The 23,512-nt window shown below is 42.0% G+C and carries 17 protein-coding genes and 1 pseudogene; 7 read left to right on the top strand and 11 right to left on the bottom strand.

Going from position 1 to position 23,512, the window contains the following annotated elements; genetic code table 11:
* Positions 1-24 precede the first annotated feature (24 nt).
* Complete coding sequence (locus LPAF129_RS01420) at positions 25-1,368, top strand: PTS sugar transporter subunit IIC (RefSeq protein ID WP_309296492.1); 1,344 nt, start codon at positions 25-27, stop codon at positions 1,366-1,368.
* Positions 1,369-1,428: 60 nt separating this feature from the next.
* Here the strand turns inward: LPAF129_RS01420 and LPAF129_RS01425 are convergent, their stop codons facing one another.
* Both LPAF129_RS01425 and LPAF129_RS01430 read right to left on the bottom strand, forming a co-directional pair.
* Entirely contained in the window at positions 1,429-1,839 is a 411-nt protein-coding gene (locus tag LPAF129_RS01425) for a hypothetical protein (protein WP_244054290.1), read from the bottom strand.
* A complete protein-coding gene (locus LPAF129_RS01430; RefSeq protein ID WP_244054292.1) occupies positions 1,836-2,468 on the bottom strand; it encodes a hypothetical protein in 633 nt (210 codons plus the stop codon). Before LPAF129_RS01430 ends, LPAF129_RS01425 begins: the two co-directional genes overlap by 4 nt.
* 177 nt (positions 2,469-2,645) lie before the next feature.
* Between LPAF129_RS01430 and LPAF129_RS01435 the strand changes: the two genes are divergently transcribed.
* Together LPAF129_RS01435 and LPAF129_RS01440 are read left to right on the top strand one after the other, a co-directional pair.
* A complete protein-coding gene (locus LPAF129_RS01435) occupies positions 2,646-4,019 on the top strand; it encodes a glycoside hydrolase family 1 protein (RefSeq protein ID WP_244054294.1) in 1,374 nt (457 codons plus the stop codon).
* A gap of 122 nt (positions 4,020-4,141) precedes the next feature.
* Positions 4,142-5,392, top strand: coding sequence for a PTS sugar transporter subunit IIC (locus LPAF129_RS01440; RefSeq protein WP_244054296.1), 1,251 nt, complete (start codon positions 4,142-4,144; stop codon positions 5,390-5,392).
* 244 nt (positions 5,393-5,636) lie between these two features.
* Here LPAF129_RS01440 and LPAF129_RS01445 read toward each other — a convergent pair whose 3' ends face one another.
* A complete protein-coding gene (locus LPAF129_RS01445; protein ID WP_244054298.1) occupies positions 5,637-6,653 on the bottom strand; it encodes an aldo/keto reductase in 1,017 nt (338 codons plus the stop codon).
* 961 nt (positions 6,654-7,614) lie between these two features.
* Here LPAF129_RS01445 and LPAF129_RS01450 point away from each other — a divergent pair.
* Entirely contained in the window at positions 7,615-8,736 is a 1,122-nt protein-coding gene (locus LPAF129_RS01450) for an NAD(P)-dependent alcohol dehydrogenase (RefSeq protein WP_244054300.1), read from the top strand.
* A gap of 133 nt (positions 8,737-8,869) precedes the next feature.
* On the opposite strand, the gene scrK is transcribed toward LPAF129_RS01450, so the two are convergent.
* Together scrK and LPAF129_RS01460 are read right to left on the bottom strand one after the other, a co-directional pair.
* Positions 8,870-9,742, bottom strand: a complete 873-nt coding sequence (scrK, locus tag LPAF129_RS01455; RefSeq protein WP_244054302.1) for a fructokinase ScrK — start codon at positions 9,740-9,742, stop codon at positions 8,870-8,872.
* Between the two features lie 322 nt (positions 9,743-10,064).
* Complete coding sequence (locus LPAF129_RS01460; protein ID WP_244054304.1) at positions 10,065-11,978, bottom strand: sucrose-specific PTS transporter subunit IIBC; 1,914 nt, start codon at positions 11,976-11,978, stop codon at positions 10,065-10,067.
* A 220-nt stretch (positions 11,979-12,198) separates the two neighbouring features.
* On the opposite strand from LPAF129_RS01460, the gene LPAF129_RS01465 reads away from it, so the two are divergent.
* The 3 genes from LPAF129_RS01465 to LPAF129_RS01475 all read left to right on the top strand — a co-directional run bounded on the left by LPAF129_RS01465 (position 12,199) and on the right by LPAF129_RS01475 (position 15,634).
* Positions 12,199-13,689: a sucrose-6-phosphate hydrolase gene (locus tag LPAF129_RS01465; protein ID WP_244054306.1), complete on the top strand. Its 1,491-nt coding sequence runs from the start codon at positions 12,199-12,201 to the stop codon at positions 13,687-13,689.
* A gap of 23 nt (positions 13,690-13,712) precedes the next feature.
* A complete protein-coding gene (locus LPAF129_RS01470; RefSeq protein WP_244054308.1) occupies positions 13,713-14,705 on the top strand; it encodes a LacI family DNA-binding transcriptional regulator in 993 nt (330 codons plus the stop codon).
* A 167-nt stretch (positions 14,706-14,872) separates the two neighbouring features.
* Complete coding sequence (locus tag LPAF129_RS01475) at positions 14,873-15,634, top strand: aldo/keto reductase (RefSeq protein ID WP_309296493.1); 762 nt, start codon at positions 14,873-14,875, stop codon at positions 15,632-15,634.
* Positions 15,635-16,399: 765 nt separating this feature from the next.
* On the opposite strand, the gene LPAF129_RS01480 is transcribed toward LPAF129_RS01475, so the two are convergent.
* The 6 genes and pseudogenes from LPAF129_RS01480 to LPAF129_RS01505 all read right to left on the bottom strand — a co-directional run.
* Positions 16,400-17,287, bottom strand: a complete 888-nt coding sequence (locus tag LPAF129_RS01480; protein WP_244054310.1) for an ROK family protein — start codon at positions 17,285-17,287, stop codon at positions 16,400-16,402.
* A gap of 22 nt (positions 17,288-17,309) precedes the next feature.
* Positions 17,310-18,962 (bottom strand): peptide ABC transporter substrate-binding protein, encoded by a 1,653-nt coding sequence (locus LPAF129_RS01485; RefSeq protein WP_244054312.1) that lies wholly within the window; start codon positions 18,960-18,962, stop codon positions 17,310-17,312.
* 84 nt (positions 18,963-19,046) lie between these two features.
* Positions 19,047-20,339, bottom strand: coding sequence for a Sapep family Mn(2+)-dependent dipeptidase (locus tag LPAF129_RS01490; protein ID WP_244054314.1), 1,293 nt, complete (start codon positions 20,337-20,339; stop codon positions 19,047-19,049).
* Between the two features lie 17 nt (positions 20,340-20,356).
* Complete coding sequence (locus LPAF129_RS01495) at positions 20,357-21,301, bottom strand: glycosylasparaginase (protein ID WP_244054316.1); 945 nt, start codon at positions 21,299-21,301, stop codon at positions 20,357-20,359.
* Positions 21,302-21,532: 231 nt separating this feature from the next.
* Positions 21,533-22,207: pseudogene (locus tag LPAF129_RS01500) on the bottom strand (FAD-binding protein); the annotation flags it as partial.
* Positions 22,208-22,353: 146 nt separating this feature from the next.
* A partial coding sequence (locus LPAF129_RS01505) for an RNA-guided endonuclease TnpB family protein (RefSeq protein ID WP_244054318.1) occupies positions 22,354-23,512 on the bottom strand: 1,159 nt, incomplete at its 5' end.

Genomic DNA, 23,512 nt, shown 5'->3' on the forward strand with positions numbered 1-23,512 from the left:
TCAAAATTTAAGGAGATGATCACCATGAACTCTATCAATAAATTTGTTGACCAGCATTTAATGCCCGGCTCAATGAAGTTTATTAATTCGCGTCCTGTGACTGCGCTAAAGAACGGGATGTTACGGGGAATGCCATTTATCATTATCGGTTCTGTCTTTTTAATTTTATCTTCTTTTCCTGTTCCCAGTGTGGCTAACTACTTCGCTAAAACAGGTTTGACAGACTTATTCAACCAAGTCTACAACGCTTCTTTCGGAATCTTTGCGATTTTTGCGGTCGTGGGGATTGCCTATGAATGGGCTACTACTGAAAAAATTGAAGGGTTGCCTGCGGGGTTAACTGCGCTAGTCAGCATGTTAATTGTTTCCAAGCCGACGAGCCCCATTTCAATTGGAGATAAAGAGCTCGTTACCGCTAACCAAGCTGGTCAAATCACCAACTATATCGATCGGACCTGGTTAGGTGAACAAGGTTTAATCACTGCCATTATTGTCGGCTTGATTACTGGCTGGTTATACTGTTTGATCGTCAAAAAGAAAATTACTATCAAAATGCCCGAACAAGTACCATCCAACGTGGCGAATTCCTTCGTGGCTTTAATTCCAGCAGCCATCGTGATCCTCTTCTGGTTTGTGATCTACCTGATTTTCAGTTCATTGGGCACCACCTTAACCGAATCCATGTACCAATTGCTGCAAATCCCACTTCAAGGAGTCACCGATAGCTTAGGCGGTGTGATCTTCATCAGATTCTTCGTGGCCTTGTTATGGTTCTTTGGGATCCATGGTGGTGTGATCAGCAGTGCCTTGATTGGACCAATTACCACTGCTAACTCAATTGACAACGCAAAATTAGTTCATGCTGGGATTGCCTTAACTCGTGCGAACGGTGCTCATATTGTCACTGGTGAATTTTCTAGTTTTGCGTTTGCTGCCATTGGCGGAACAGGGATGACTTTAGGTTTAGTAATTTTCTGTGCTCTCTTCGCTAAATCAAAACAAGTCAAAACTATCGGGCGGTTATCCTTCTTGCCTGCCATATTCAATATCAATGAACCTGTTTTATTCGGTTTACCAATTGTTTTGAACCCCTTAATGGCTTTACCATTTATTCTTAACCCGGTAATTGCACAAGTTCTTTCATATGGTGCAACCTTGATTGGGATCATTCCATTTACCAATGGTGTTCAGCCGCCATGGACTACCCCACCAATCATTTACGGTTTTTTAGTTTCAGGTTGGCGTGGTGCTCTCTGGCAGGTTGTATTAATTATCTTAAGCTTCTTTATTTGGTTCCCATTTATCAAGCGGATGGATAATAATTATCTAGCCCAGGAAAGTGCTGAAACAATCAGCGAAACAAAATAATATAGTGCAAAAGAGCCGCAGAAAGTGATTGGTTTCTGTGGCTCTTTTCTATTCCTGTGCTTACCAAAAATGCATGAATCTGTCAGTAAAGGTCTTATCTGGATTCTTCTGCAAAATATCATACTGTTCTTGCAGACTTTTTCGTGGTTCGATTCCTTCTTCCAAGGCTTGTTCATAGACGGAAAGCCATTCTTCTGGCAAGTTCCAATTTATCAACCAATTCAGCAAATGATACAAGGCAATTTCACGGTCACTTTCTTGGTAATACTGCTTGAAATATTTGATACCCTCTTCATATTCAGTCAAAGAGAAATACAGATTTAAGCCCAAGTCTGTATAATTATTATTGGTACATTTTTTCTCATAATCTACGCCGGCATAGATACTAAAAGTCCTAACTTTATCAGTTGTTTTTTTAGCTTTCAGGGTTTCTCTCATTTTATTAATTTCTTCAATGGCGATTTTCTTCATGTCAACATTTTTAGGTGCTCCAGCAGGACTTGGGACATATAACTGACTGATTCATCGACGTTCGTATCATCTTCAAATAAGATTTGTAACGCTCTTTTAATTGAACCACGGCTAATTTCTTGATTGAAGATCCGCTCAATCAACTGACCATATAAATTTTTTTGCTCCATACCAATTGAAGCAAATGGATTCTCAGTCTTAAACAGATAGATTTCACACTCTTCACAGAGCAGTTCGTATAAACTAACAAAGAACTCCGTTGCTTCGTGACCGTTCGGCTCATCAACCGGAATTGCCGCAATATCCTTTAAGTAACCTTTGACCATGAAACGCCATTTGGGGCGCTGCTTCTTCGACACATGACGGCTAGGGGTAATATAATATAGTTCTTCAGCATCAGCAATAAACTGGTCAACTTCTGCCTTTAAAACCAGAAAATCAATCTCAGGTGCCACCTTTTTTCCTTGCTTGATTTGGGCAAGAAACTGATCCATGTCAGTAATTAAGTCATCAATTCCTTTTTCATCCCGCACTTTTTTCGGGATTCGCTTATACATTTCCTTGACCAGTTTCTGGAGATGCGCTTCATCATAACGTTTAGTAGCTACATTAACTTCTGAGACTTTCATTGACTGATAACTCCTTTGAATTATTTAATGCTGGAGAATGGCGAATAATGAGTTTATTTCTTTGATTATACAATGACTACAATCCATTAGCGAGACCGCTCACATTTCCACTGTACTTTCAAATCTTATTTTTGTACAATCAGTTTGAAATACCAGCAAACTAAAGGAGGTTCCACCATGGCTCAAAATCAACTACCCGAAGGATTTTTATGGGGCAACTCAACGTCTAGTATGCAAACTGAAGGTGCTGCTAACGAAGGCGGCAAAGGTCCATCCGTCTATGAAACTTATCCAGCCACCGCCAATTCTTCTGACTGGAAAGTTGCCATCGATGACTACCATCGCTACCCCGAAGACCTCGATTTAATGGCTGCCCAAGGCATGAATTGTTATCGGTTCCAAATCTCATGGAGTCGCGTGAATCCCACCGGCGACGGTGAATTTAATCAGGAAGGCATCCAGTTTTATGCCGCTTTGATCGACGGTTTATTACAGCGCAACATCCAACCCATGATCTGCTTATATCATTTTGACATGCCGCTGCACTTAGCGGAAAAATACAATGGCATGATCAACCGCCACGTCGTCGATGCCTTTGTGCGCTATGCCAGCAAAATGATCGATCTTTTTGGTGACAAGGTGAAGTACTGGATCACTTTCAATGAACAAAATCTCTACTCGACTTCTCAGGCCTTTCAAATTTCCGGCTATTTAAAAGGAGAACAAACTCCGACCGAACTATATCAGATCTCCCATAACGTCATGGTCGCCCATGCACGTGTTGCCAATTATTTACATCAAACCACCTCTGCTCAAATTGGCGGCATGTTGGCTTACAGTGAAGTTTACCCAGTTTCGCCCCAGCCACAGGATATTTTATCTGCGCGCCAAATCGACGAATTTTTGAATAAGAACTTATTAGATGTCTTTGTCCAGGGCAAATATTCGACCGAAGTGACCCAATTTGTCAAGGAACACGGGATTAAACTGGATTACACTGATGCCGACCAGGAAGCCTTTGACCAACTTCGCAGTGATTTCATTGCCTTCAGTTATTATCGCAGCGAAACTATCAGCAGTGTGCTCGTCCCAGACGGTACCTACCCCAACTATTATCTCGACTATGGTGGCAAGGAGAACCCCTTCTTGCAGGTTAATGAATGGGGCTGGGCGATCGATCCGCTCGGCTTCCGGGATGTCTTGACTAAGGTCTACAACCAGTATCACTTGCCAATGTTCCCGATTGAAAACGGCATCGGTGTCCGCGAAGATTATCAGGGCCAAGAAATTCAAGACGACTACCGGATCAACTACCACCGTGATCACCTGCAGGCGCTCAAAGATGCCATGTTTGTCGACGGTGTAAAGTTCCTCGGCTATCTGGGTTGGGGCTTGATTGATATTCCAAGTTCCTCCGGCAACATGGACAAACGCTACGGCATGGTCTACGTGAACCGGACCAACCATGATCTCAAAGACTTAGCGCGCATCCCCAAAAAGAGTTATTGGTGGTTTAAACACGTGATCGAAACTAACGGAGCTGAACTCTAACTTAATTTTAAAAACATTCGCCTCTCATTGTATATTTTGATTGTAAACGATTACAAGAGAGGCTATAATTTTATTGTTGGAATGTTTCAAATTAGTACTTACTTTTATTGAGGAGGGTTCACATGAACACCTTTGTAGATTTTATGGAAAAGAAGTTTGTTCCAGTTGCTTCAAAGATCGGGACGCAACGGCACTTGTTAGCGATCCGGGATTCATTTATGGTCACTATGCCATTAATGATTTTGGGCGGTTTAGCTACCATGCTCAACAACTTGCCGATCCCTGCCTTCCAGAAATTTATGAACTCAGTCTTCCACCACGAATCATGGAAAGGCTTTGGAGGTTCAGTCTGGAACGGGACTTTCGCTGTTTTGTCCGTCATGATCGCCTTTTTGATTGCCTATAACTTAACCAAGAGTTATGGCAAAGATCCGCTTGCTTCAGGGATCGTCTCGACTGCTAGTTTCTTCACGGTTGGCGGAGCAACAGGAATGTCAACTCAAGGCTTGTTTGTTGCCATTATTGTCGCAATCGTTTCGACAGAATTATTTATCCGTTTGATCGGCAACCCTAAGTTGGTCATTAAGATGCCTGATGGTGTGCCGCCGGCAGTTGCCAAGTCTTTCGCTGCTTTACTACCAGCTATTATCGTCATTTGTTTCTTTGGCTTGATCACTGCAATCTTTGCTGGTTTTGGTATGACAGACATCATTGGTTCATTCTATAAGGCTGTCCAGAAACCATTTATGGGGATGGCAAGTACTTATCCATCTGCCTTATTGATTGCCTTTATCACACCATTCTTGTGGTTCTTTGGTTTGCACGGTGCTAACATGATCGACCCATTCATGCAGACGATCAACGCACCAGCGATCGAAGCTAACATTAACGCCATTTCGCACGGCAAACATGCACCATTCGTTGTTAATAAGCCATTTATCGACAGCTTCGTTAACTTAGGCGGAACTGGTGCGACCCTAGGACTGATCATTGCGATCATGCTCGTGGGACGGAAAAACAAAGCCTATAACGTGGTCAATAACTTGAGTTTGGCCCCTGGGCTTTTTAACATCAACGAACCAATGCTCTTTGGTTTGCCAATCGTGTTAAACCCGATCATGTTTATTCCATTTATTTTGACACCAATGGTTTTAGTCACAGTTGCTTATTTCTCGACTAAGTTAGGACTCGTGCCACCCGCAACGGTCATGCCGCCGTGGGTCACACCACCAATTATTGGCGGATTCTTAGCGACATCTAGTATCAGCGGCGGCGTCTTAGCTGCAGTTAACTTGTTGCTGTCAGTGCTAATTTACATGCCATTCGTTAAAATTAGCGTCGATGCTGAAGCTAAGAAAGCTGAACAACAATAATTTGTGGAATTAAAAAACCACTAGGTCATTCATGTAGTGTAGTACACTTCATGAACCTAGTGGTTTTTTGCTACTATTGTGGCCCTCTGGAACAGACTTTGCTTGACTTGGAGCCAGACATGGCTGCTCTGGTGCTTACTTCGCTCGACTTTGCCCCAGAGCTGAACCAACTGGCGCTTACTTTGCCGTTCTTTTACCCAGTCGTGAGTTCTAACGCTGACGTGAACAAACTTAGTGCCACAACCTATGCTTTGTGCCAGTCGACGTCTGGTTGTTTAGCCAAGATCTGCTCAATTTGAGCTAACTCCTGGGTGGAAAATTCTAAGTTCTGCAAAGCATTCACGTTGTCAACCAACTGCTGGGGCCGACTAGCACCCACTAAGACACAGGCGACTGCTTTTTGGCGCAAGTCCCAGGCCAACGACATCTCAGCTAAACTTTGCCCTCTTTGTGTAGCAAGTTCATTTAGTTGGCGGACAGTTGCCAGGGTCTGTTCCACCTGTGCTTCATGCAAGAACGGACTAGTTTGTTTAACCGCGCGTGAGTCTGCCGGCAGTCCCTGTAAATATTTGTCAGTCAGCAAGCCTTGTGAGAGTGGACTAAAGGCAACCGCTGCCTTGTGCTCACGCTCCAAGACTGGGAAAAGGTCTGTTTCAACTTTGCGATTAAACATATTGTATCTGATTTGGTTCACTACAAACGGTGTCTTTAACTCGCGGAAGATCCGTGCCATTTCGGCAGTCTGACTCCCAGAATAATTGGAAATGCCCACATACAAGGCCTTGCCATCGCAGACCAGCTGGTCTAAGGCTAGCGCCGTTTCTTCTGCGGGTGTTTCTGGGTCAGGCCGGTGCGAATAAAAAATATCCACATAGTCTAAATTCAGGCGTTCCAAGCTTTGGTCAGCACTCGCAATGATGCTCTTGCGTGAACCCCAATTACCATACGGCCCGGGCCACATTTCATAGCCAGCTTTCGAAGCGATGATCATTTCATCCCGATGACTCTTCATATCATGACTCATGATCTTACCAAAATTTTCTTCTGCACTCCCTGGAATTGGACCGTAATTATTGGCCAGGTCATAGTAGGTAATACCTAGATCAAAGGCCTGATGCACAATTTTCTTTTGTTTTTCAAACGGATCCACGCTCCCAAAGTTATGCCAAAAGCCTAAACCGAGAGCTGACAATTTCAAGCCGCTGTTGCCTAACCGATTGTAAGTCATGTTTTCATAGCGCCCACTTGCTGCAAGATACATTTAAATCACCGCTGCCTTTCCTTCTGATGAACTAATTTTAAGGTACAATAAAACACCCTTAACCACTACCATTAACTTAAATCATTTGTCATACACGATATCTTCCAAGCGTTTGATAAATCTTAAACCTTCAAGTTCATTTTGAGTTTCACTTAGCTTTAACTTAGATATTGTTACCTTCCTTTTTATATCCCCTTTTTAATATTAATCAGCGCTTTTTATAATAATATGCATGCATTTCTCTTAAAAACCACCTTTTTGTTTAAAAACTCAGTCGTTTGAGCACACTTTCAAAAAAATTCAAAAAAATAGTTGTTTTTAAAACCTGATATTACCAAGTTTTCTAACTATTCTTCTTTCATTTGAAACGATTTTAAAACGTATTTTAGCCCAAAATTCGTTACTATATCAACATTCATGACTCGCTTTCAAACGTAAAAGCAAAAAATTGAAACGAATTGACAATTTTAGGATTTGTGATAGAACGCCGCGGAAATTTCATTTCAAAATTAACTGTATCATGATCTGCATGCTAAAAGTATTGATAATTTATCTAAAGTTGTTACGAAAATCCCCCTACTTGATCACCTATCCCCTTATAGTATAACCTACCTACACTATTAACGGATAACAAATATCAATTTATTTTAAAACGATATCAAAAAGCCTTTTCACCAGTCGGTTTTGTTCATAATCCGTACCAGATTTACATCTTAAAAGTAACATTTCAACAGGACTTAATAGTATTATTCACATACTGTATTATCATCATCAATATACGTTTTTCTTAAATTCATTGTTTTATCAGCATTTTAAAGGTAAATCAGAGTACTGTTTTTCTTTAACATTATTATTCTTCACAAGTACGTTAAATTTTTCACTAAATTTTATTGTTTTTATATATTTTTGGTGTCATAATTATTCCTGTAAGATAAATTTGTAATGATAGGGGATCATAAATATGAAAATTAAAGCAGCTGTTGTTAATGAAGTTGGCGATCCATTTGAAATCAAAGACGATATTGAACTCCATGAAGTTGGCCCCACTGACCTTCAAATCCATATGGTAGCGAGCGGAATCTGTCACTCCGACGAAGCCATTCGAAAAGGTGACGCCTCAGTTGGCTACCCTGCTATTTTAGGTCACGAAGGTTCTGGGATCGTGGAAAAAGTTGGTGCTGAAGTTAAGAACTTTGCAATTGGTGACCATGTGATCTTGTCATTCTATGCTGATGGGACTTGCGACAACTGTCTCAAAGGCATCCCAACTCAGTGTCGGAACTACGGTGATTACAACCTGTCTGGCGTGCGTGCTGACGGCGAAGACCATTTTCAAGAAAATGGTCACCACATTTCTAACATGTTTAACCAGTCTTCCTTCACAACTACGACAGTTGTTGACCAACGCAACGCCGTTAAAATCGACAATGACATGGACCTCAGAAAAGTCGGCCCACTGGGTTGCGGCTATGTCACAGGTTCAGGAACTGTCTTTAATACCTTACAACCAAAACCAGGCGACACAATTGCAGTCTTTGGGACTGGTGCCGTTGGTTTAGCTGCGATGATGGCTGGTCGGATCTCTGGCTGTACTAAAGTGATCGCAGTTGATATCATCCCAGAACGGTTGGAATTAGCCAAAGAACTCGGCGCTACTCACACGATCAATAGTAAAGAAGAAAACGCTGTTGAAAAGATCAAGGAATTGACCAATGGCTACGGTGTCGACTGGACAGTTGATACGACTGGTTTAACTTCAGTAATCACTGACAGTGTCAGTGCCTTAGCTCAAGGCGGGACTTGCGCAGCCATCGCTGTTACAGCAAATTTGATCGAACTTTCAACTTGGAACGATTTGTGTGTTGACGACAAGAAAGTCGTTGGGGTCAATATGGGCGACTCCATCCCTCAAATCGACATTCCACGTTTGATCGAATTCTACAAACTTGGCTGGTTTGATTTTGACAAGACTGAAAAATTCTATGACTTCGAAAGCATTAACGAAGCCAACGCCGACTCAGTTTCTGGGAAGACAATCAAGCCAGTTCTGATCATCGACAAAGACTACAAACCCGAAGATTAATGCACGACTTAAGTGACTAAAAGCCCCCAGCAAATTTTGTTTGCTGGAGGCTTTTAGTGTCTGTAGACAAAAACATTTAGTTGCTCACACTGATTTTCGTGGCAACTAAATGCTTTTTGCTATTTTACTTTTTTTAACTGCGTAATAACTGGTCCGCGAGTGCGAAATCACCAATTGTAGCCGAGCCGTTATTTTGAATCGCTGGCATAACAATATAGTGATCAAGTGCTGGCACTTCAACGTAATCATTTAACAACTGTGCGAAGTCTCGCCGCACTTTTACCAAGAACTCTTCGCTGGTGACTCCCCCGCCAAAGACAATTTTATCTGGGCGCAAGATCAAAGTGGATTGCAGCGCTGCTTGTGCCACATAATAACTTAAAATATCCCAGACCGGGTCAGTTAACGGCACATCTTTACCTGGTGTATTTAGCCGGGCATCAAAAGTTGGTCCGGCAACCAAGCCTTCCAAACAATCTTGGTGGAACGGGCAAACTCCCGGGAAGTCTTCATCGGCTGGATGGCGTTTCAAAAGAACGTGTCCCATTTCAGGGTGTCCTGCTGAACCTAAAAGCTGACCATTAATGATCGCCCCACCCCCAACACCGGTCCCAATTGTATAGTAAACCAGTGAGTTAATTTTTTCATTGGACAACAGTGACATTTGGTATTCACCATAAGCCGAGCCATTCACATCAGTCGTAAAAAACATCGGAACTTGCAGCTGCTTTTTCAGATAACCTACAAAATCAGTATCTTGCCAGCCGGGCTTGGGAGTTTTAGTAATATAACCGTACTTGGGCGAATTTTGGCGGATCTCAATTGGCCCAAAGGACGCGATTCCAATCGCATCTATTTCAAATTTTTGAAAATAGTCGACGGTCTTTTGTAGTGTTTCGGCCGGAGTAGTAGTTGGAAACTGAACTTGGTCCTTAATTTGATAATCTTCATTGCCCACGGCACAGACGAACTTCGTGCCCCCGGCTTCAATTGATCCTAACAACATCACTGATCCCTCACTTAGTTATTATTTTTTATCACTAGTTTCCCCTTAATTTTAGTCTGAAAACGGTTAATTCTCAAGCACAACCACTGAGTGGAGAAAGCGGAAGTAAATTCGCAGTCATTCACCTTTTGGCCCCTCTTTTCCTGTTTTTGGGGCCAAACTAATTTGTAGTCACAGTTCACCTGAATTTTGGTCCAGAAAAGATTTTGTGGGCCAACATCCATCGAAGTTAGGTCCAGAAAAAAATTTGTGGACCTAACTCAGCAAAACTTAGCACCTATTAACTGCTAGCACTGCACTTCCACTCTAGAAATGAATTTCCCTATTCCGTCACTGCGACTAACTGATCACCATGCTGCACGGTCGTGGCTTGAATTCGTTGGACTTCCGCAAATTGAGCGGTGTTAGTTACTACCATGATTACCGTTGGCTCATAACCAGCGGCAGCAATTTGTTGGCGGTCAAAACTTCCCAGGACATCACCTTGGTTGACATGCTGGCCCTGACTAACTTGAGATTCGAAGAACTGACCCTTTAACTCAACTGTATCAATACCTAAGTGAATTAAAACCTCTGCTCCATTATCGGACTGGATCCCATAAGCATGCTTAGTTTCATAAGCGACTGTGATCGTCCCCGTGACTGGAGCGTAAATCGTATCATCGTTAGCTGAAATCGCAGCTCCATTCCCCATTAATTTGGAAGAGAAAACCTGGTCATTTACAGTCGTTAAACTTTGTGCTTGGCCAGATACTGGTGCAGTTAACACTTCGTCTTTCAAAGCAGCATCTGTAACTCCTGCTTCTGGTGCAATTTCAGTTTCACTTGTACCTTCAATGGCAGCGATTTTAGCTGCATTGTTTTTTCCATAAACATAAGTCAAGACAAAGGCTACTACAAAGGAGATTCCTTCACACAACAAGTAAACTGGGATCGACTTCGCGTTGATCGACAGGAAACCTAAGAATCCGGCGGAACCTAATGATACGGCAATGACGTGGAATAGACCTGCAAAGACTGCAGCGACCCCGGAACCAATCAAAGCACAGAAGAATGGAAAACGGTACTTCAAGTTGACCCCAAACAGAGCTGGTTCAGTGATCCCTAACAGGGCAGAAACAGTTGCTGAAGAAGACAAGCCCTTCATTTTCTTGTTCTTAGTTAAAGTAAAGACCCCAAAGGTGGCAGCGCCTTGAGCGACATTGGCCATCGAAGCAACCACGAAGATAAAGTCTCCGTAACCAGTATGGTTTTGACTAAAAGTGGTGATCAATTGCGTTTCAATGGCTGGGAAACTTTGATGTAAACCAGTCAAGACAATTGGTGAATACAGTAGGCCAAAGATTCCGGTCCCGATAAAGCCTAAAGTCTTGTAGATCCAAACGATTCCATCAGTAATTCCGTCTGATAAGATCCGCATCAATGGGCCCACAATAACAAAAGTCAAAAAGCCAGTCAGCATGAGTGACAACAGCGGCGTAAAAGTAAAATCAACCGCTGATGGCAGCTTCTTGTGGAACCATTTTTCTAAAATTGACAAAATGTAAACTGAAGCAATGACGGGAATAACTTGGTAATAGTAGTTATTTTGAGAAACTGCTAAACCAAAGATATTCCAGGAAGCATTTGGTACTAAATCTGGCGAAACCATCATCATCGCTAAAGCTGCCCCTAAATACTGATTAGCGCCAAAGCGTTTAGCAGAGGAAATTCCTACTAGGATCGGCATGAAAATAAAGGCTGCAGCTGACATCAACTGGATCATATCAGAGATACCCTTAACTGCCGGCACCATCTGTACGATTGACTTTGGTCCAAACAAACCTGCAGAAACAAGGAAGTTATTGAGTGCCATCAATAACCCGCCCGCAACTAAGGCTGGAATAATTGGCACAAAGATATCGGATAACATTTTGATAAAGGCCATCACTGGGTTAAAATTCTTGCCGCTCTGAGCAATTTCTTTGAGTTCTGTAGTGGTGGCTGGCTTGATGTTAGCCTGTGAGACTAATTCATCGTAGACGTTATTGACATCCCCAGGTCCGATAATGATCTGGTACTGGCCATCGGTCTTAAACGTGCCCTTCACGTCATCGTTATTATCTAGCGCTCGTTGATCGATCTTGTCTTCGTCTTTAATAACTAGGCGTAACCGAGTCGCACAGTGCGCTGCGGCAGCGAAGTTTTCGGCACCAACTGCGGTAATGATCTGACTTGCAACTTTTTTATGATCCATTCTAAACACCCCTTATATTTTTGAAAGCGATTTATGTAACTTAACAATTTCTATCATAAACCATTTTTCTTGTATGTCAATCGTTTGACATATAAAAAATAAATTAATTCTTTGTATTTAATAAATAAAGTATCTTTTCTATGCTATACGTTTGACATTTTTTGCCAGAAAGGTTAGAATTCAGCTAAGAAGACAACGATTACAAGAAAGTTGGGACATTATGGCATGGACAAGAGAAAAACGTTATCGCAGTTATACCAGCTGGTCACAAGAAGAACTTACAGCCTTACGCCAACAGGCAGCCCGCTCACCATTTAAGCCGGGGTATCATATTAGCCCGCGTTCGGGCTTGTTAAACGACCCGAATGGTTTTTCCTATTTCAATGGCCAGTGGCATGTCTTTTACCAGTCCTATCCCTTCGGTCCAGTCCATGGCTTAAAGTCATGGACACATTGTGTTTCCAGCGACTTAGTTCACTGGCAGGACTTGGGACTCGCCTTATTGCCTACTGGCAAATATGATAGTCACGGTGCCTATTCCGGGTCGGCACTCAATGTCGGCGACCGCTTATTTTTAGCCTATACCGGCAATGTCCGCGACCAGACTTGGCAACGTCACTCTTATCAAAATGGGGCTTGGCTGGACCAAGATGGTCAAATCACCAAATGTGACCAGCCCTTGATCATGCCTCCAGCTCACGTAACTGAACATTTCCGTGACCCGCAGCTGCTCAAACACGGCGAAAATTATTACATCCTGGCCGGTGCACAAGACCGGACAAGTTTAAGCGGACAGTTCAGCTGGTTCAAGTCAACTGATTTAACGACCTGGAAAGACCAAGGCTATCTCAAACAACCATGGGATGACCTGGGTTTCATGGTTGAATGCCCCAACTTAGTGCTGGTAGATGGTAGTCCAGTCCTGATTTTTTGTCCGCAAGGATTAGCGCAACAGCAATTAAAATATCAAAATATTTACCCCAATACTTACAGTGTGGGAACCGCCTTTAATTTTGAAGACGGAAAATTTACTGCAGAACCTGCGTCTTTAACTAATTTGGATGAAGGCTTTGACGTTTACGCCAGCCAATCGTTTAATGCGCCAAATGGAAAAGCTTACCTCATTTCTTGGATCGGCTTACCCGAAATCGATTATCCGACCGACCAAGAAAATTGGGCCCACTGCCTGAGTCTAGTCAAAGAGCTCCACGTCAAAGATGGGCAACTAATTCAACAACCAGTCGCAGCTCAAAACGACTTACAGGATCACGCGCTGACTTTAGTTGCAACCCCATTGCAAAGTGGTCACCAACTTCTCCAAAAAAATGCCGGACAACAATATCAGTTAGACTTAAAAATCGATGCTGATCAACAAGGCTGTCTCTTATTGGCAGGAAGTTCTGACCAGGCTCAGGGATTACGGTTAGAATTTAACACAGGAAAACAGGGTCAATTCACAGTTGACCGCGGTCATGCGGGCACCCCATTTGCCGAAAAATATGGTACCACTCGCAGCTGTCCACTCCCAGCTCACCAAGAGTTGGAACTTAAAATTTTCATCGACCACTCCGTCTGCGAAATTTTTGTGAACGGCGGGGAAAAAGTCTTTACCCTGCGTTATTTTGCACCTCAAACACAGACTGAAATTGCTTTTATTGGGGAAAATGAGCTAAAATATTCTGGTAGATATTATGAACTAAAAAATATGTAGTTCGCTCAGAAAGGACTTTGCACATGAAGCCAAAATTAGCCGACGTCGCCCAGGAAGCCGGAGTTTCACCAACGACCGTTTCGCGGGTGATCAACAACCATGGTTATTTAAGCCAAAGCACGAAGGATAAGGTCCACGCTGCCATGGAAAAATTAAACTACCAACCCAATTCTTTGGCTCGTTCATTGCATGGTAAACAAACTAACCTGATCGGCGTGATCTTCCCGTCGATTACTAACCCTTTTTACGCTGAATTGATTCAAAAAATTGAGAACCAATTATTCAACCAAGGGTACAAGATCATCTTATGTAATTCCGCTGATAACAAGGAAAAAGAACGCGATTACCTGCGAATGTTAATGGCTAATCAAGTCGACGGGATCATCGCTGGAGCCCACAATTTAGGAATCGAAGAATACCAAAAAATCGGTCTGCCCATCGTTTCTTTTGACCGCCAGTATACTGAAAACATTCCGATCATTAGTAGTGATAACTATGCCGGAGGAATGTTAGCGACCCAGGAATTATATAACGCAGGCTGCCGTATGATCCACTTACTGGGGACTAGTTCACAAGCAGATCACCCCACTAATCAACGTTTAACTGGCTATCAAGACAAAATGCAGCAGCTCGGACTTGAACCCCAAGTTTTTTCAGTCGATTTTGTCGATCCACCGGCGGTGAAACTCCTGGAAATCAAGCAGTTCTTGCAGCAAGAAGACTTGGACGGTGTCGTTTGCAGCGATGATTTGACTGCATTGCTAGTCTTACAAGCAGCACAAGAAATCGGCTTAAACGTACCGACTGATTTGAAAGTAATTGGTTACGACGGGACAGAGTTCATTCGGACCTATTACCCGCAACTATCCACCATCGTGCAGCCGCTAAACGACTTAGTTGCCTTGTTGATCAAGACACTTTTTGAACGCATCAAGCAACCAGAAAAGCAGTTAGCGGATAATCACTTCGTCTTACCTGTGGAAGTCAAACGTGGGAAAACAACTAGCAAAATGTAGTACAATAAAAGACAAATTAAGCGTATTTTGCATAATTAGCTCAACAAAGTTCAGGAAGGTGAAAACTTGACAATTCTAAATGAAAAATATACTTTAAATAACGGGAAAAAATCCCTAAATTAGGTTTTGGAACATGGCTCATTGATAATCATCAAGTTGTTGAAAATGTGCAACAAGCTGCAAAAATCGGTTATCGTCATTTTGACACCGCTCAAGCCTACGGAAATGAAGAAGGCGTTGGTCAAGGTCTGAAAGCTAGCGGAATTCCTCGCGAACAACTTTTTATTACAACGAAAGTCCAAGCTGACTTCAAAGAGTATCAAACTGTGAAACAATCAATTGACGAATCCCTGCAAAAATTAGGCCTAGATTATTTAGATTTATTGCTGATCCATGCGCCTGAACCTTGGGCAGAGTTTCACGGTGAGAACCACTACTTTAAAGAAAATCTCGAAGTTTGGCGGGCAATGGAAGAAGCCGTTAAGGATGGAAAAGTACGATCAATCGGTGTTTCTAACTTTGAAAAAGCTGATTTAACCAATATTTTAGAGAACTGTTCAATTAAACCTGTCGTCAATCAATTATTAACTCATATTGGCAACACATCCTTCGATTTATTGGCTCAAGCCAAAGAGAACAATATTTTAGTTGAGGCTTATTCACCTGTAGCCCATGGCAAGCTGCTGTCAGACAAACTAATGAAGCAAATGGCAGATAAATATCATGTTTCCGTGCCACAATTAGCAATTCGCTATTGTTTGGAATTAGGAACTCTGCCTCTACCAAAAAGTGAAAATCCAGCACATATTGCGGATAATGCCGCGGTTGACTTTAAAATTTCTGCCGCAGATGTCCAGAAACTCAAAGATATTTCTCCTTTCCAAGATTATGGAAATGCTAGTGACTTCCCTGTTTTTAGCGGCAAATAAGTGTCTTGATCCTTTGCCATTTATCGATACTAAACCGGGTTTAGCCAAAGAAAATTCGACACAAAAATACAATAGAGAGCAATAGTATAATTCACTTAGATTGTTACTCTCTATTTTTGTTGACACGAATTTAGCGCATTGTCGGACTATAAAATATTGAGAATTTCTAACGTCCAATGTTTGCTTTATCACCCTGGGTAGAATATCATTATTAATTGAAAAGGGACTACCGAGTCGTGATCGATAGCCCCCAAGCGTGATTTAAATGATCAGGGTAGGCTAATCTTTGTGGTTAGCCTTTTTTATTATCGCGGATGCTTTCGCACAGCTTAAAACTAGTTGCGCGAAAGCTACGATAACTAGCGCTAGCTTAATAATCTAGCCCCCAATCGATCATAGTTAGCACAGCCCTCACCTCACAAATTTAGAATGTTGAAGGGTGTCCGACCATGCCATATCACTAAGCCTTTCATACCAGGAGCTACCTAGAAATAAAAGGCCTGACTTAACAATAGCACTGAAGATTATCAGGAAATAATGGTTCACAATTTGTTTTACTCAAAAAATTCTTACTCCAACATGATTTTTCAGGACATCCAGTTAACCACTGCACTATCAATGCTGCTAATTATACTTTAGAGAAACCAGACATACTAAGAGACTTACTTTTAAATCTTCACTCAAAGGAAATCTGACTAAACTAACTAAAAAGACCGTTCCCAGCTAAGTTCCTATTTCTAGGCTTAACTGAGATCGGTCTTTTTATTACTTCAGCAACGGGACAATGGCTCCAATTAAATTAGCATCATTATAAAAATGAGCTGCTGTTACTTCTGGAAGTTTCAATGTTCGCTGAGTCAACTCATCAGCTTGTTGGTAAGTGCGCAAATCTGTAACTAGCTTCTCAATTAACAATGGTTGTTGACTAATTCCCCCACCAATCACGATCCGCTCTAAATCAAGCATAGTCTGCAGGTTAAACATAATTGCAGCAACTAAGTGACAAAAAGCATTAAATTCTTGTGTCGCAAAAGGCTCGCCTTGAGCAATCTCTTGAAAAACCGCCACCCCATCGTTTTCATCTGTTAGTTTTAAATGCTGGCTAATTCTCTTGACCATCTCTGTCACTGAAAGATTAGCAGCCGTTTGTTTTCTCCCCGTAGGTGCTGATTCATTTAGAATCATAAAACTAGGCTCGGCTGCAACAAAATGTGTGCCATGAACGAGTTGGTGATCGAGGAATAAAGCACCGCCAACACCAGTCCCCAAAACCAGCATTGCTCCGTCTTCAACCTGTTTTAAACTACCAAATTTTTGTTCAGCTAAAGCGGCGCAGTTTCCATCATTTTCAAGGACAATTGGCAGCTTAAACTGCCTTTCTAGGTCAACAAACAACTGACTTCCTTCAAGGAATGGTAAAATTGCTGACGAAATTATTTCTTGTCGTTGAACATTAACAACTCCCGCCAAGCTTAAACCAACTCCAGCAATTTGTTCCTGATACTTTATAATTAGTTGAGTGAGAAATTGTAGGAAACTCGCCTCATCCTTTAGCTCATTGCGAATTTTCCATTTTTGGATCATCTCACCCGAGTCACTAATTAAAGCGTACTTCACAAACGTTCCACCGATATCAACTGCTAACAAATTCATTCGTTCTTCCCACCTCAATCACTTACTTAGAAATCGAAACACCTTTATAGTTGTGTGCCGGACCAGCAGAATTCTCAATCAAGCCATGAATCTTCTGGTTACGCAAGTAGGAGTATGCTTTCTGGAACAATGGAATAGTTGCTTGGTCATTCAGGAGTAATTTTTCAGCTTTGACCATGTTATCCCACCGAACTTGTTGGTCATTACCTGGGTTGCTATTAATTTGATCAATTAACTTGTTATACGCCGGGTTATTGTAATCACCAGCATCTCCTGAATTACCCATTTGGTAAAGATTCAAGAATGTGATTGGATCAGAGAAGTCAGCGCCCCAACCTGAAATTGCTACGTCAAAATTACGGTCCTCTGCTCGACTGATCCGAATATTTTTCGGTACACTATTAATTGTTACTTTCAAACCTGGCAAAGTATCTTCCCAAGAACTTTGAACAAATTCAGCGGTTTGCTTATTAGTATCATCATCGTCACCCAGTAATTTAAGCGACAAACTAGTTTGACCGATTTCCTTCAAACCTTTCTTCCAATAAGACTGAGCTAACTGTTTATCATAAGCAACGCCCTCTTTAACATAGGCCTCTTTAGCAAAATCTACTCCTGTTTGCGGATTCTTAGCTAACGAAGATGTTACGAAACCTTTAGCAGGATCTGAACCGTCAGTCAGTACTTTGTCAGTTAATGATTTACGGTTCAAGGAAAGTGAAAGTGCCTTACGGATGTTGATGTTATCAAATGCTTGCTTTAAAGCCGCGCTTTCTGGTGACTTCCGGTTAAATTGCAAGTAAATTGAAGTTGCAGTTTTCGTCTTGACATAATCCTTAGAGTTTTTCTTATTAGCCACTTGATTACCAATCAGCATCGTCTGGTCTAACTTACCTGTTTGATACAGGTTCAATCCAGTCGAAGGTGACTTGACCACATTAAACTTGATGGAATCTAAATGAACATTTTTCCGATCCCAATACTTTGGATTTTTAACTAACTTCCAAGTTGAATTAGTTCCCTTCCAACCAACAATTTTAAATGGCCCGTTAGCAATTGTCTTTTGGGCATTAGTTCCATATTGTTTCCCATATTTTTCCACTGCTTGCTGATTTTGCGGATAAAAAACAGGCATCGCTAATAAAAGTTTAAAGTATGCAATTGGATAATCCAATTTAACCTGGACTTTATATTTACCCAATGCCTTAATTCCTAGTGCTGATGGGGCCTTCTTTTTGTTCATGACATCATCGGCATTAACAATCCCTGAGTATAAGTATGCGTATGTTGAAGCAGTTTTAGGATCAACAGTTCGGCGCCAGCCATAAACAAAGTCCTTCGCGGTTACTGGGTCCCCATTACTCCATTTACCATCTTTTCTTAAGGTAAAGGTGTAAGTTTTGCCGTCTTTTGAAGTTTCAATTTTTTGAGCTAATTCTTTTTCAATCTTATTATTTTTCCCAATTTGTAAAAATCCTTCGCCAGTATTTTCTAACATCTGCATACTAGTCGTGTCAGAAGCTAACGATTGGTCCATCGAGGCAATATCACTATTGACTGACAAATTAATTGTTTGTTGATCACTTGTTTTGTCCGCTGATTTGCCACAAGCAGTTAAAGCTAACAATGTACACGCTGCAGCAACAGATACGACCCACTTCTTTGTTTTTCTCATTTAAAAACACCTCACTGTTTTATGTCATGTAACATCAGCAAAAATTATCCTATACTACTTCAATTCGATAACTTGAATAACTAATTAAATTTCTTGAGCTAACCGCTTCATAGTTAAATAGTCGATTGCAATCATTTTTTGCCAGTCAGAGACCTTCAACCATTCATTTTCCTTGTGCGCAATTCCTCGCTGGCCGGGAAATGAGGGACCAAACGCAACTATGTTAGGCAAGGAACGTGCATAAGTTGCACCGGTAGTAGTGACAGGCGTACCATCAGTCTTAGTAATCTCTTCGTAGACTTCTTGCATGATTTTAATCATCGGTAATTCAGGGTCAACTACTAATGGTGCCATTTCGCTTAAAAGATGTAATTTTCCTTTGGAGGGGATCCTAACAGTCAACTGATCAACTAAGTTTTCCCTATCCAAAGTTACTGGATAACGAATCGTTAGTTGAATCTTTAAAGCTTTCGCTGTTAATTCCAATCCCCAGATACTTAATTGCAGATCACCTGAGTCATCATGGTATGCAACCCCTAAGTTTTCCCCAACAGTGTCAGCGGAAATCTGACTTAACCACTGAAAATACCTTCCTAGCAAGCCTGGATGATCCTGGCCCGCGACGGCAATTTGTCGAATCACATTATCACCCAACTCTGGTGCGTTACTTGGTGCCTTTTTTCCATGGTATCTGTGGATCGTACCATCGCTAAACTCTACCTGAGCCTCATCAGGAATATAACTAGAATCAAAATTCCCGCTAATCTGATGAATCTCTTGGTCAGGCTGGTTTAACGGCAGCTCAATTTCGCACCTTAATAAACCTCGTTCTGCGTAAACTACAGGGTATTTTCCGTCGGGAGTAAAGCCAGCAATTGGCGGTTGTTCTTGTGCTAAATAAGCAGGAATATCCTGACTGCCAGATTCTTCATCCGTCCCAAAGATGACCCGAACCGTTCGTTTCAATTTAATTCCCTGCTCCTTTAACAAGGCTAAAGCAAACAATGCTCCCATAATTGGGCCCTTGTTATCCAAAACTCCTCGCCCATACATATAATCACCTTGAAGCGATAATTCATAGGGAGGCGTTTCCCATTTATCTCCTGCCGCTACAACATCTAAATGCCCCAAGACGCCAATATAATCCGCAGTTTGCCCAGGTAACTGTGCAAAACCAACCTGGTGATCAATTTCTCCGGTTTCCAAGCCCAAGTTAGCCGCAATTTCCAAGGCTTGATCTAAGGCCGCTCTCGGTCCTGTCCCAAAGGGGGCTTCATCCGACGATTGACCTTTCACACTTTGGATCGCCAATACTTGTCCTAATAGTTGCTGATAGCGTGGGAGATTATGCGTAATAATCTCTGTAATTGAATCCATTTTTTACTTCACGCCTTTCACTGTTGAATTCTGGTGTAATACTCTTTGATCCACTGTTGCGAAGCTGGCGTGATCTTAACTTCATGTTGCGCCTGAGGTTGTGCCAAATAAAGTTGCGGTTTCTCTAACTCGGTCGCAACTGCAAATTGAAAATCAACGTTAGTGGCACAAGCATAGTGACCAGTATGATCAAGTGCAATATAAGAAAACTCACCCACCTGACCATTTCGTTCTTTCAATAAATCAACAAAGTTATAGACAGCTCGATCAAGTGCTTCTTGAACTGAATACCCAGCCCGGATTAGCTGCAGCGTTTCAAAACAGATCGGACGTTTCATCATATCCTCACCCAAACCTGTGGCAGCCACACCGCCAATTTCACTGTCAACATAGAATCCATTTCCCGCTTGAGGTGAGTCTCCCACTCGTCCAGGATGTTTCATAAAAAGTCCCGAAGTGGATGTTCCGACTGCCATACTGCCCTGTTGGTCAAGAGCAACTACACAAACGGTATCATGCCCATCGTAAGGTGTTAAACGTCCTGTCCGGGCAACTTCTGCTTGGCGTTCTTCCCATCGCCGAATAGCTCGCGCAGTTAACATTGTTTTGGGCTCAAAGCCCTGTTCTTTGGCGTATTCTTGTGCACCCTGCGCCACTAAAAAATTATTAACCCGCTCTTGGCTCAAGCGTCGACTAACTCGAATTGGGTTAGCAATATCTTTAACTCCCGCAATAGCTCCAATTTGAAAGTCATCCCCGTTCATGAAAGCGCTATCCATTTCGAGCTCACCAATGGCATTAGGCAGTCCGCCATAGCCCACAGACTTAAAATAAGGATAATCTTCAATCGCAGAAATTGCTTCTTCTACTACATCCCCGCTAGATTGGCCTTGCGCTAATAAAGGGCTTGCTTTCTCAACTCCTAAAGTAGCCATTGACCATGTTCCAATCATTCCATACAAGAACCGTATACCTCCTTTTTAATATTGATTTAAATTTATTAGAATTTAATAATAAAGTCAACTATAAAGCCCTGGGAAACTTAGATAAGTTTAATTTAATGATAACAATCGCTAGGATAAACGACATTAAAAAAATTTTTGTTTATGATAGAAAAAAAGCACCCCTAGTTCATCATTCTAAGATGAGCTGGAGGTACGTTAAGCAAGCATAAAAATTTAAAAAAGCTATCTTTACTCTATGGCATTTTCCACCAAATTCTTTTGGAAATGCCCACCTAAACAAACTAAGCCAAAGACCGGTGTGTGGTTAGTATTAGCACCAAGCTTGGCGGCCAACTTGATCCCGGTCCCATCGGCTTTGCGTTCGCCTAAGTTCAAGAGCTCAGCGGAGTCCGCGTATTTTTCAGCCATCATTTCTGGATCACCGCAGTAGCCGCCGTCTGCTAAAATAACTTTTTTAGCCGCGATCCGGAGCTGTTCACCCTCGTCAGTTTGAGCCAAAACTGCCTGCAAGCCATCTTGATACTCTAGGTCAACTGCAGCAGTGTTGGTTAAGACTTGGTTGCCGGCTGCCGTAAACTTCGCTGGCAACTTGTCCCAGTTCACCATTTTTTCGGCAAAGTTATTAAATTTATGGTAGACCAATGGATCATCTAAGTGGGCCTTTTGTTCACTTTGTTCGACAGTGACGGGTAGTCCCATTTCCGTCAGGCGGTCAATGTTAGCCCCTGATTCCTGTAAGAAGCGGGCCAACAATTCGCCGTTCACGAAGAAATGATTATAGTCAGTTAAACCAGTAAAGGCCTCTTGATAACCATAGTTCACACCGCGTTCATCTTGTTGCTTGGAATGGATCGCAAAAACACCATGGGCACCAAATTTGCCGGCCCCGCCGACTTGACCGCCCTTTTCTAATAAGTTGAACTACCATCCTTTAAAAAGGATGGATTCTGGGAACACAGCAAACTTATCGGTTAGATCACTCTAACTAAATAGACAGCGGTCACTGCTATTTACCACGGTACGTTCCATACCTTAGTTTCAATACTCGCCTAAACGAGTGCTTTTTCTTTGGTGGTTTGGACCAGTCCACGGTGCAAAATGTTTTGACTTGCATTAATATCACGATTTAAGTGTGCCCCACAAGTTGGACAATCCCACTCTCTGACGGCTAACCACTCATGCTGATTTAAACTGTCAAATTGATGATTCTTTTGCCCACACTGATGGCAAATGCGACTCGTGTTTTGAGGATCAACAAAAATCAGTTGTTTTCCATACCAATCACACTTGTACTTTAGCATGGTGACTAATTTACCCCAACCAGCGTTGGATATTGCCCGGGCCAGATGATGGTTTTTTAGCATTCCTTGTGTGTTAAGTTTTTCCACCACGATCACATCGTAATTTTGCACTAACTGAGTCGTTAGCTTTTGCAGTCGGTCATAACGACGGTCACTGACTTGACGTTTGAGTTTAGCGGCTGTGCGACGGGCCTGTTGGTAGCGCGGAAACTGTTTTAAACTAGTCCGTGGCAACAAGAGTTTTTCATGCTTATCAAAAGCCATTTCTTTCTGGGCATTTCGTCTGCGACGAGCCACTTTGCGTTCCCAGATTCTGACTTGAGATTTAGCTTCAAGATCAAAATGCATCATATTGATTTTTTGTCCATTTGACAAAATCATCAGGTCATCTAGTCCTAGGTCAATCCCCACCACTTTATTAGTTTTATCCTTGGGCTTGAAAGCTTGTTTTTCGCTTTCAAGTAAGATGGTCGCATAATATTGACCTTGGGCATTGATCCGAACAGTTGCACGTTTGATTTTGCCATTCAGTATTCGGCCAGCCCGAAAATAGACTTGACCGAGCTTGGGCAGTTTTAGGTGGTGATTGTCAATGATTTTGATATTCTGATTAACTGCTTTAGTTGTATAACTTTGGGCATAGTTTTTCTTACTTTTGAATTTTGGGTGACCGTTCTCGAGCTCCGGATCAAAAAAGCGCATAAAAGCGTCGTGCAGATGATCATTCGTTGCTTGCAGGGCAGTTGCGTCAACGTCCTTTAACCACGGGTATTCTTTTTTTAACGGTTTTAGCATTAAATCCATCGCATAATTGTTTTGATACTTAGCCTGATGATTATTTTTATAGCGCGCATTTTGCATGGCTAACATTTGATTCCACACAAAACGTGTCGAACCAAATGTTCTG

Origin of the sequence: Ligilactobacillus pabuli (genome assembly GCF_022836475.1) — a bacterium.
In the GTDB taxonomy this organism is placed as follows: Bacteria; Bacillota; Bacilli; order Lactobacillales; family Lactobacillaceae; genus Ligilactobacillus; species Ligilactobacillus pabuli.

Excerpts from the sequence above, each read along its gene's own strand:
- LPAF129_RS01420 (WP_309296492.1), top strand. The coding sequence starts at position 25 with ATGAACTCTATCAATAAATTTGTTGACCAGCATTTAATGCCCGGCTCA.
- LPAF129_RS01440 (WP_244054296.1), top strand. The coding sequence starts at position 4,142 with ATGAACACCTTTGTAGATTTTATGGAAAAGAAGTTTGTTCCAGTTGCT.
- scrK (WP_244054302.1), bottom strand. The coding sequence starts at position 9,742 with ATGTTGTTAGGATCAATTGAAGCCGGGGGCACGAAGTTCGTCTGTGCC.
- LPAF129_RS01490 (WP_244054314.1), bottom strand. The coding sequence starts at position 20,339 with ATGGATTCAATTACAGAGATTATTACGCATAATCTCCCACGCTATCAG.
- LPAF129_RS01485 (WP_244054312.1), bottom strand. The coding sequence starts at position 18,962 with ATGAGAAAAACAAAGAAGTGGGTCGTATCTGTTGCTGCAGCGTGTACA.
- LPAF129_RS01445 (WP_244054298.1), bottom strand. The coding sequence starts at position 6,653 with ATGTATCTTGCAGCAAGTGGGCGCTATGAAAACATGACTTACAATCGG.
- LPAF129_RS01480 (WP_244054310.1), bottom strand. The coding sequence starts at position 17,287 with ATGAATTTGTTAGCAGTTGATATCGGTGGAACGTTTGTGAAGTACGCT.
- LPAF129_RS01470 (WP_244054308.1), top strand. The coding sequence starts at position 13,713 with ATGAAGCCAAAATTAGCCGACGTCGCCCAGGAAGCCGGAGTTTCACCA.
- LPAF129_RS01450 (WP_244054300.1), top strand. The coding sequence starts at position 7,615 with ATGAAAATTAAAGCAGCTGTTGTTAATGAAGTTGGCGATCCATTTGAA.
- LPAF129_RS01430 (WP_244054292.1), bottom strand. The coding sequence starts at position 2,468 with ATGAAAGTCTCAGAAGTTAATGTAGCTACTAAACGTTATGATGAAGCG.
- LPAF129_RS01460 (WP_244054304.1), bottom strand. The coding sequence starts at position 11,978 with ATGGATCATAAAAAAGTTGCAAGTCAGATCATTACCGCAGTTGGTGCC.
- LPAF129_RS01425 (WP_244054290.1), bottom strand. The coding sequence starts at position 1,839 with ATGAAGAAAATCGCCATTGAAGAAATTAATAAAATGAGAGAAACCCTG.
- LPAF129_RS01435 (WP_244054294.1), top strand. The coding sequence starts at position 2,646 with ATGGCTCAAAATCAACTACCCGAAGGATTTTTATGGGGCAACTCAACG.
- LPAF129_RS01465 (WP_244054306.1), top strand. The coding sequence starts at position 12,199 with ATGGCATGGACAAGAGAAAAACGTTATCGCAGTTATACCAGCTGGTCA.